8 protein-coding genes and 1 pseudogene are annotated in these 8,832 nt (G+C 71.1%); 7 read left to right on the top strand and 2 right to left on the bottom strand.

The genetic code is table 11. The features are described 5' to 3' along the window. Positions 1-290, top strand: a pseudogene (locus FBZ83_RS23445) (hypothetical protein); the annotation flags it as partial. A gap of 90 nt (positions 291-380) precedes the next feature. On the opposite strand, the gene FBZ83_RS23440 reads toward FBZ83_RS23445, so the two are convergent. Beyond that, complete coding sequence (locus FBZ83_RS23440; protein WP_145689131.1) at positions 381-1,289, bottom strand: LysR family transcriptional regulator; 909 nt, start codon at positions 1,287-1,289, stop codon at positions 381-383. A 107-nt stretch (positions 1,290-1,396) separates the two neighbouring features. Between FBZ83_RS23440 and FBZ83_RS23435 the strand changes: the two genes are divergently transcribed. The 6 genes from FBZ83_RS23435 (at position 1,397) to FBZ83_RS23410 (ending at position 7,001) form a co-directional block, all read left to right on the top strand. Then, on the top strand, positions 1,397-2,128 hold the full coding sequence (locus tag FBZ83_RS23435) for an SDR family oxidoreductase (RefSeq protein WP_145689130.1): 732 nt from the start codon (positions 1,397-1,399) through the stop codon (positions 2,126-2,128). A gap of 25 nt (positions 2,129-2,153) precedes the next feature. Then, positions 2,154-2,666 carry a carboxymuconolactone decarboxylase family protein gene (locus FBZ83_RS23430; RefSeq protein ID WP_145689129.1) on the top strand — a complete coding sequence of 171 codons (513 nt, stop codon included), beginning with the start codon at positions 2,154-2,156 and terminating at the stop codon, positions 2,664-2,666. Next, positions 2,663-3,019, top strand: coding sequence for an Atu4866 domain-containing protein (locus FBZ83_RS23425; RefSeq protein WP_145689128.1), 357 nt, complete (start codon positions 2,663-2,665; stop codon positions 3,017-3,019). Before FBZ83_RS23430 ends, FBZ83_RS23425 begins: the two co-directional genes overlap by 4 nt. A 182-nt stretch (positions 3,020-3,201) precedes the next feature. Continuing rightward, positions 3,202-3,831 (top strand): calcium-binding protein, encoded by a 630-nt coding sequence (locus FBZ83_RS23420; protein ID WP_145689127.1) that lies wholly within the window; start codon positions 3,202-3,204, stop codon positions 3,829-3,831. Positions 3,832-3,912: 81 nt separating this feature from the next. Further along, a complete protein-coding gene (locus FBZ83_RS23415; RefSeq protein WP_145689126.1) occupies positions 3,913-5,649 on the top strand; it encodes a type I secretion system permease/ATPase in 1,737 nt (578 codons plus the stop codon). A gap of 14 nt (positions 5,650-5,663) precedes the next feature. Beyond that, on the top strand, positions 5,664-7,001 hold the full coding sequence (locus FBZ83_RS23410; RefSeq protein WP_145689125.1) for an HlyD family type I secretion periplasmic adaptor subunit: 1,338 nt from the start codon (positions 5,664-5,666) through the stop codon (positions 6,999-7,001). Here FBZ83_RS23410 and FBZ83_RS23405 read toward each other — a convergent pair. Next, the gene (locus FBZ83_RS23405; protein WP_145689124.1) at positions 6,947-8,713 is read right to left on the bottom strand and encodes a tetratricopeptide repeat protein; all 1,767 of its coding nucleotides are present in this window, start codon (positions 8,711-8,713) and stop codon (positions 6,947-6,949) included. The genes FBZ83_RS23410 and FBZ83_RS23405 overlap by 55 nt on opposite strands. Positions 8,714-8,832 lie beyond the last annotated feature (119 nt).

Here is an 8,832-nt window from a genome sequence, read left to right as displayed (position 1 = left end):
TGCACGGCGGGGCGGGCAACGACGTGCTGTTCGCCGACGGCGGGGCGGACACGCTGTGGGGCGGGGCGGGCGCCGACCTGTTCGCCTTCGGGCGGGCCTCGGGCGGCTCGGTGGTGATGGACTTCCAGGTCGGGGTCGACCGGCTGGCCCTCTACGAGGCCGGCATGGACCTCGGCGCGGTGATCCGTTCGGCCCGGGTCGAGGGCGGCAACACCACCCTCGACGTCGGCGGGGGCAACCGCATCACCATCGTCGGACAGACCGGCAACGTCGCCGCCTGGTTCGCCTGACAACAGGAGCGACGCGCCAGCCGTGACCGGCGGGTGCCGGGGCCTTGCGGGCTCCGGCACCCGCCTTTTTTTGTCCGGGGGAGGACGCGGTCAGGGGGCCGGTCGCCCGCCGTTGCGCGCCCGCAAATGGTCGATGAGGGCGCGCAGCCGGGGCGGCACAGTCCGGCGGCTCGGGTAGTAGAGGTGGAAGCCGGCGAAGGGCGGGCAGAACGCCTCCAGGACGGCGACCAGCGCGCCGCGCTCCAGATGGGGCCGGAAAGTCTCCTCCATGCCGCAGGTGAGTCCGGCGCCGGCCAGGGCCAGCCGGACCATCATCCCCATGTCGTTGGTGGCAACCCGCGGATTCACCGCAATATCGAAGTCGCGGCCGTCCTCGGTGAACTCCCAGCGGTAGGGCGCCACATCCGGCGCCGGACGCCAGCCGATGCAGCGGTGGGCGAGAAGATCGCGCGGATGGACCGGTTGGCCGGCCCCGGCCAGATAGGCCGGTGAGGCGACGACCAGTTGCCGCTGCGGGGCGGAGACCGGGACCGCGATCATGTCCTGCTCAATGGCCTCGCCCAGCCGGACGCCCGCGTCGAAGCCCGCAGCGACGATGTCGAACTCCTCGTCCGTCACCAGGATGTCGACGCCGATCGAAGGATAGGCGTCGAGGAAGCCGGCCAGCGCCTCCCCCTCCAGGATGCTTTCCGCGATGGACGAGACGGCCAGCCGCAGCGTGCCGGCCGGCGCGCCGTGCGTCGAGGCGATGGTCTCCAGCGCCGTGCCGACCTCCGCCAGCGCCGGGCGCGTCGCGGCGAGCAGATGCGCGCCAGCGTCGGTCAGCCGGACGCTGCGCGTCGTCCTCTGGAGCAGCGGCACGCCGATGCGGTCCTCCAGCCGGCGGACCGCCTGGCTGACGGCGGAGCGGGTGACGCCCAGGCGCTCGGACGCCCGACGGAAATTGAGCGTCTCGGCCACCGCCAGGAACGCCGCCATGCCTTCGAAGGGATCGTTCATTGGTTAGCAATGCTAACCAGCCCGTTCATGATTGGCAACTCGAACATTCCACCGGGTGGTTCTAGCTTTTCCCCATCACTGCAACGATCGATGGAGAGGAGCAGACCATGACCCCGATCACCGACAAGACGATCCTCATCACCGGCGCCTCCAGCGGCATCGGCGAGGGCACCGCCCGCGTCCTCGGCGCCGCCGGGGCGAAGCTGGTGCTCGGCGCCCGGCGGACCGACCGGCTGGAGGCGCTGGCCGCCGACATCCGCGCCGGCGGCGGCACCGCGGAGGTCCGCGCGCTGGACGTGACGAGCCGCGAGGACATGGCCGCCTTCGCCGCCTTCGCGCAGGAGCGGTTCGGACGCATCGACGTGCTGGTCAACAACGCCGGGGTCATGCCGTTGTCCCCCATGGCCTCGCTGAAGGTCGAGGAATGGGACCGCATGATCGACGTGAACATCCGCGGCGTCCTCTACGGAATCGCCGCGGTGCTGCCGGTCATGAACGGCCAGGGCTTTGGCCAGATCATCAACATCGCCTCCATCGGGGCGCTCGCCGTGTCACCGACCGCCGCCGTCTACTGCGCGACGAAATACGCGGTGCGGGCCATCTCCGACGGGCTGCGCCAGGAGAACGAGCGGCTGCGCGTCACCTGCGTCTGCCCCGGCGTCGTGGAATCGGAGCTGGCCCACACCATCACCGACCCGGAGGCCGAGGAGCTGATGCGGAGCTACCGCGCCGTCTCCATCAAGCCGGACGCCATCGGGCGGGCGATCCTGCACGCCATCGAGCAGCCGGACGACGTCGACACCAACGAGATCGTGGTCCGCCCCACGGCCAGTCATTGACCCCGTCATCGAGGAGGATGTGAGCATGACCCACGGCACCGACACCCTCAGCCGCCCCCCTGTGCGCCTGCGCGCCCTCGTCGCGGCGGGGTTGCTCGCCGCGGTTCCGGCGACGCCCGCCCCCGCCCTGGCCAGCGCCCTGACCACGGAGGAGCGCGCTAAGCGCGGCGGCGAGGTGATCCGCAGCCTGAACAACGGCCAGACCCAGCCCAATCTGGAACGGATGCGCGAGGAGTTCCCCTTCCTGGCGGAGGCCACCGAGGCCTACGCGCTGGGTGACGTCTGGGCGCGGCCGGGGCTGGACGCGCGGACCCGCCAGTTGGCCGCGGTCGCCGCCTTCGCCGCCATCGGCGAGACGGCCTTCATGAAGGTCCACGCCGGCTACGCGCTCAACGCCGGCGTCTCGGAGGACGAGTTGAAGGAGATCATCTACATGGTGACCGTCCCCGCCGGCTTCCCCCGCGCGATCACCGCCGCGCGCACGCTGTCGGAGCTGTTCGCCGAGCGCCGCCCGTCGGCGGAAGGAGGCACGCCGTGAAACGCGCGTTCGCCCGAACCGCCACCCTGACCGCCGCCCTGCTCGCCTCCGGCGCCGAGGCCCTGCCCGACCGCAAGGCGCTGGCCCAGACCGCCGACCGGCCCGGGGTGGCGCAAGCGGATCATCCCTATGCCGGCCTGTGGGTGACCGAGGACGGCCGAGTCCGCCACGAGCTTCTCCCCAACAACCGCTACGTCGAGGCGCGGGGCAGCCGGGAGAAGGCGTACCAGGGCCGCTATAGGGTCACCGGCGACCACATCGACTATTGGGACGACACCGGCTTCACCGCCGACGGCGACTTCATCGACGGGGTGCTGCACCATGGCGGGATGATTCTGCATCGGCGGCGCTGACCGCCGGGCCTTTTCCCCTCCGGTCAAAAACTGTGAGGTGGGCAACAGTGCCGGATGCCCGATCCGGGGAGAATGACTGTGCAAGGGCGAGGTCTTCGGAACGAACCGGCAAGACGAAAGCCGGCGAAGAACACCCCTCCCCCTTGCACGGCACAATCCCCTGATCCGAAGGAAACGCATCAATGGCAAACGTCTATGGCACCAACAACGCCGACTATCTCGACATGATCAAGTACGGCGTCAGCAATGACTACGTGCAGGGTTATGACGGGAACGACACCATCCTCGGCTGGTCCGGCAACGACACGCTGGACGGCTGGAACGGCAACGACGTTCTCTACGGCGAGTCGGGCAACGACCTGCTGATGGGCTACAACGGCGCCGACACGCTCTACGGCGGCACCGGCAACGACCAGCTCTACGGGGAGAGCGGGTACGACAAGCTCTACGGCGGCGACGGCAACGACACGCTGAGCGGCGGCGACACCTACGACGACCTCTACGGCGGCATGGGCAAGGACCAGATGACCGGCGGGGCCGGGGCCGACTGGTTCTTCTTCGAGACGAAGGACAGCGGCGACATCTACGCCGGCAACGCCGACACCATCACCGACTTCAAGGACGAGGACCAGATCTGGCTGAAGGGCAGCTACAGCTACGCCGGCTCGACCAGCGCGCCCGCCGACGGCCAATACAGCATCTGGCAGAAGGACGGCAATTACGTCGTCACGTGGAACGCGGCCAACGACACCGGCTTCCACGACCTGATCGTGAAGGGCGACAACCCGATGGGCGACATCTCCTTCTACTGATCCGCCTGACCGAGGTCCCGGGCGCGCCGTCCTTCCCGGCGCGCCCCTTTCCCTTCTCCGGACGACAGGAGCGCCCTTCCCATGGCCGCACGGGAATCCCGCCGCAGCCCAACCGCCAGCACGCCGGCCCTGCGCGCGATCCGCCGGCGCATCGCCACCGGCCTCGCCGCCGCGGGCGGGTTCAGCGTCTTTCTCGCCCTCATCCAACTGGCGATGCCGCTCTACACGATGCAGGTCTACGACCGCGTGCTGGGCAGCCGCAGCGTGGAGACCCTGGTGGCCCTGTCGCTGCTGGCGCTGGGCTGCTTCGCCGTGTTCGGGCTGGTCGAGGCGATCCGCGGGCGGCTGACCCAGGCCATGGGCCATCTCGCGGCGCGCAGCCTGACCATGGACGCGCTGGAGGCGTCGATGGGCGGCCTGCTGCGCGGTGGGCCCAGCCGCCCGGCCCAGGTTCTGCGCGATCTCAACGAGCTGCGCCAGTTCCTGTCCGGGCCGAGCCTCACCGCGCCGCTCGACGCCGCGCTCAGCCTCGTCTTCCTGCTGTTCCTGACGCTGATCCACCCGCTCTACGGCCTCGTCTGCGGCGGCAGCATCCTCTGTCTGGTCGGGGTGAGTCTGCTCGGCCGCCTGCTGACCATGCCGGGCGCCGCGGAAGCCAACCGCGCCCTGTGCCGCCATGGCGCCGAGGTCGAGGCGGCGTCGCACGGCGTGGAGGCCGTCGCCGCCATGGGCATGATGGGCAATCTGCGCCGCCGCTGGCAGGCGGTTCAGGACGACCATCTGCAACTGGTCAACCGGACCGCCGGACGGGCGCAGGCCGTCGCCTCGCTCGCCAAGGTCTGCCGGATGACCGCTCAGGTGGCGATCCTCGCCGCCGGCACGATGCTGGTTCTGGACCGGCAGGTGTCGCCGGGCAGCATGCTGGCCGCCTCGATCCTGATGGGCCGCGCGCTGGCGCCCTTCGAGCAGTTGATCGACTCCTGGCGCAACTGGTCCTCGGCCCGCGAGAGCCTGCGCCGCCTGCGCGGCCTGTTCACGGCGGACGCGGTCCCCGCGCCGGGCGTCCCCCTGCCCCGCCCCAGCGGCCCCCTGCTGCTGGACCGCGTGACCTACATCCCGCCGGGGTCGGACCGCCCGACTCTGCGCGGCCTCTCCTTCTCGGTGGAGCCGGGCGAGGCGGTGGGCATCGTCGGCCCCTCGGCAGCGGGCAAGTCCACGCTGGCCCGGCTGCTGGTCGGCGTGCTGGAGCCGACCCAGGGCGGCGTCTATCTCGACGGCCACAATGTGTGGCGCTGGCACCGCGACGACTGCGGCCGGCATGTCGGCTACCTGCCGCAAGGCGTCGGCCTGCTCGGCGACACCGTGGAGGACGCCATCGCCCGGTTGGGCGAGCCCGACCCGGCGCTGGTCACCGCGGCGGCGCGGCGGGCCGGCGTGCACGAGATGATCGGCCGCCTCCCCGACGGCTACCGGACGGCGATCGGCGAGGGCGGCGCCCTGCTCTCCGGCGGGCAGAGGCAGCGCATCGCGCTCGCCCGCGCCCTCTACGGCGATCCCCGCCTGCTCGTCCTCGACGAGCCCAACGCGAACCTGGATCAGGCCGGCGAGGCGGCGCTGCTGCGCGCCATCGCCGAGGCCAAGGCCGGCGGGGCCGCGGTGGTGGTGATCGCCCACCGCCGCTGCGTCCTGGACGCGGTGGACCGCATCGTCGTGCTGCGCGACGGCATGATCGACCAGACCGCGACGCGGGCCGAGATGGTCCGGCGCCTGGGGACTCCCGCCACTCCGCAGCCGGTCGCCGCTGCCACCACCCCCTGATTGGAGACATCGAGATGACGACGACCGACACGCTGCTGGGCCGAAGCGCCATCCCGGTGGAGCCGCGCCGCGCCGAACCCTCCATCGGCGGGGCGGTGCGGGCGGGTTGCGCGGTGATCGCCCTGGCGCTGGGCGCCGGGCTCGGCTGGGGCTTTCTGGCCCCGCTGGACAGCGCCGCCCACGCGCCGGGCACGGTGGTGGTGGACGGCAATCGCAAGACCATCCAGCATCTGGAGGGCGGCATCGTCGCCGAACTGGCGGTGCGCGACGGCGACACGGTGGCCGCCGGCCAGACCCTGCTCCGCCTGGAAGGGACGCAGAGCCGCGCCACCCTGGAGGAGCTGTCCACCGAACAGGCCGCCGCCCTGGTCCGCATGGCCCGCCTGCGCGCCGAATACGCCGGCCAGCGCGCCTTCTCCGTCCCCGCGGAGCTGGTGGACGGGGCGCCCGCCGCCCGGCGCGCCCTGGCCGTGCAGCAGCAGCTGTTCGCCGCCCGTTGGACCCGCCACGACGGCGACATGGCCGTGCTGCGCGAGCAGCGCCTTCAGGCCGAACGCGAGGTGACCGCCCACCGCGCCCAGGAGCGCGCGGCGGCCGAGCAGATCGTCTTCATCGAGGAGGAGCTGGCCGGCGTGCTCGACCTCTTCAACAAGGGGTTGGAGCGCAAGCTGCGGGTCCTGTCGCTGAAGCGCGCCATGGCCGATCTCGCCGGCACCCGTGACCAGTCCAACGCCCGCGCCCGGCTGGCCGAGCAGGCGGTGACGGTCGCCGACACCCAGCTCCACGCCAAGGAGACGGCCCGCCGGTCCGAGATCGCCGGGGAGATGGAGGAGGCGCAGAACGCCCTGGACCAGACCGCCGCCCGCCTGCGGGCCGCCCGCGACGCGGTGGAGCGCACGGAGATCCGCGCCCCGGTTCCGGGCCGCGTGGTCGGTCTGACCGTCTTCACCGTGGGCGGGGTGGTGAAGCCGGGCGAGCCGCTGATGGACATCGTTCCGGACAGCGGCCCGCCGACCATCGAAGCCCGCATCGACCCGCTGGACATCGACGTGGTGAAGGCCGGCCAGACCGCGCAGGTGCGCCTCAGCGCCTTCAAGCCCCGCCGCACGCCGTCGATCGACGCCACCGTCCTGGACGTCTCCGCCGACCGCCTGACCGACCCGACGACCCACGCCCCCTACTTCGTGGCCCGCGTCCGCCCCCTGCCCGGCGCGCTGGAGCGGCTGGGTCCGGCGGCCCTGCATCCGGGCATGCCCGCCGACGTGCTGATCGCCACCGGCCAGCGCCGGGCCATCGACTATGTGCTGGCGCCGTTGCAGGACGCCATGGCGCACGCACTGACCGAGGATTGAGGAGCGCCCCGCCCATCGGCCAGTCGTTGCAGCTCCTCGACGACTTCGGACACCGGGCCCGACCAATCGCCGACGCGGCTTTGCCGGAACAGGCGGGCCGTCGGGTACCACGGGCTGTCCGCGCGTCCGAGCATCCAACGCCAGTCCGGAGCAAAAGGCAGCAGCACCCAGGTCGGCCGGCCCAGACTGCCGGCCAGATGCGCCACGGCGGTGTCGACGGTGACGACAAGGTCAAGCGACGCCAATGCCGCCGCCGTCGCCGCGAAATCGGTCAGGAAGGGCGACGCGTCGAAGGGAGCGTCGGGCCAGCAGGCCAGATCAGCCACCGCCGGGCCGACCTGCAGGGATACCCATTGAACTCCGGGCACCTCCCGGAGCGGCGCAAGGGCGGCAAGCGGAAGGGAGCGGCGGCGGTCGTTCGCGTGCTCGCGCCGCCCGGCCCACACGAGGCCGCAACGGATCCGGGCGCTCGGCGCTGCGGCGGTCAGACGGTCCGTCCAGATGCCGGCGGCGGCCTCCGAAGCGCGCAGCAACGGGGTGTCCGGCGCTGCGGGATGGCTGCGGTTCAGCAGCAACGGCAGGCTCATCAACGGCGCGTGCAGGTCGAAGGGTGGCAGATAGCTCCCACCTGGGAAGTCGGAGGAACGCGGGATCACCTCCACGCCCTCGACGGCCGGGGACGCCCGCAACAGGGACAGAAGAGGCGGCTGGACCTCCAGCAGGACGCGCGTCGCTCCTGCGTCCAGCAGCAAGGGCACGAAGCGCAGGAACTGGAGCGTGTCGCCCAGCCCCTGTTCGGCGTGCAGAAGGATGGTCCGGCTGGTCAGCGGCCCGCCATTCCACGCCGGCTGGTTGAACCGGCGACGCTGGCCTTGCATGACCGGTGCTTTCCAGCGCCATTCGAATTCACGCCATCCGTTCGCGAAATCGCCGAGCAGCAACCGCGTCAGCGCGCGGTTCCAATGGGCGTCGGCGTTCTCGGGATCGAGGGACAGCGCGCGACCGTAACAATCCAGCGCCTCGTCCACGGCACCCAGTTCGCCCAGGGTGTTGCCTAGGTTGTTCAGCGCGCCCATGTGCCCCGGCGCCCGGTCCAGAACCTTTCTGTAATGACGGGCGGCCTCCTCGAGCCGGTTCGCCCGCTCGAGCGCGACGCCGAGGTTGAACAATGCATCCGGGGCGCCCGGCGTCAGCCCGAGAAGCCGCTCGAAGCAAGCGATCGCTTCCTCCGTATCGCCACGCTCCGTCAACGACACGCCCAGATTGTTGAGCGCGTTGGTGGAGGTCGGGGCGCCGTTGAGCGCTTTGCGATGACACGACACCGCCTCGTCGAGACGGCCACGCCCACGAAGCGCGAGCCCGAGGTTGCCGAGCACGCCTGGGTCGTTGGGCGCAAGCCGCAAGGCCGCGCGCAGGCTCAGCTCCGCTTGCTCCAAACGCCCCTCGACCAAATGGATGGCGCCGAGGTTGCCATGGGCATGCCGCGTCTCGGGAGCACGGGGAGAGCGGCGGATCATGTCCCGGTACAGCGCCTCGGCGGCACGCAGATCCCCGGCCATATGCTTCGCCAACGCGGCTTGCAGGTTCGTCTTGGCGCCCATGACGGAATGAAGGGTCTCGATTTTCGGAAGGCGGTGGCAGGCATACGCACGCCTGCCGACCCTACCCGAACGCCACCTGCCGACCGGCGCGACATGTTCGCGCACGTCCATACAACCACGCGGTTCCAAGGGCCCTACCGTCGGTGACAATCCGTGCCGAACAGCCGCGGTTCCTGACGTGTCTAACCGGGAGTCTAACGGCACTCATGGGGCATGAACCGGAAATGAAA

The organism is Azospirillum brasilense, assembly GCF_007827815.1.
Taxonomy (GTDB): domain Bacteria; phylum Pseudomonadota; class Alphaproteobacteria; order Azospirillales; family Azospirillaceae; genus Azospirillum; species Azospirillum brasilense_C.
The sequence above is the reverse complement of the archived record's forward strand: the minus strand, read 5'-3'. Positions and strand labels throughout refer to the sequence as shown.

Bases quoted from the DNA above. Each gene is read 5' to 3' on its own strand.
- FBZ83_RS23440 (WP_145689131.1), bottom strand. From the start codon at position 1,289: ATGAACGATCCCTTCGAAGGCATGGCGGCGTTCCTGGCGGTGGCCGAG.
- FBZ83_RS23435 (WP_145689130.1), top strand. From the start codon at position 1,397: ATGACCCCGATCACCGACAAGACGATCCTCATCACCGGCGCCTCCAGC.
- FBZ83_RS23430 (WP_145689129.1), top strand. From the start codon at position 2,154: ATGACCCACGGCACCGACACCCTCAGCCGCCCCCCTGTGCGCCTGCGC.
- FBZ83_RS23420 (WP_145689127.1), top strand. From the start codon at position 3,202: ATGGCAAACGTCTATGGCACCAACAACGCCGACTATCTCGACATGATC.
- FBZ83_RS23415 (WP_145689126.1), top strand. From the start codon at position 3,913: ATGGCCGCACGGGAATCCCGCCGCAGCCCAACCGCCAGCACGCCGGCC.
- FBZ83_RS23410 (WP_145689125.1), top strand. From the start codon at position 5,664: ATGACGACGACCGACACGCTGCTGGGCCGAAGCGCCATCCCGGTGGAG.
- FBZ83_RS23405 (WP_145689124.1), bottom strand. From the start codon at position 8,713: ATGGACGTGCGCGAACATGTCGCGCCGGTCGGCAGGTGGCGTTCGGGT.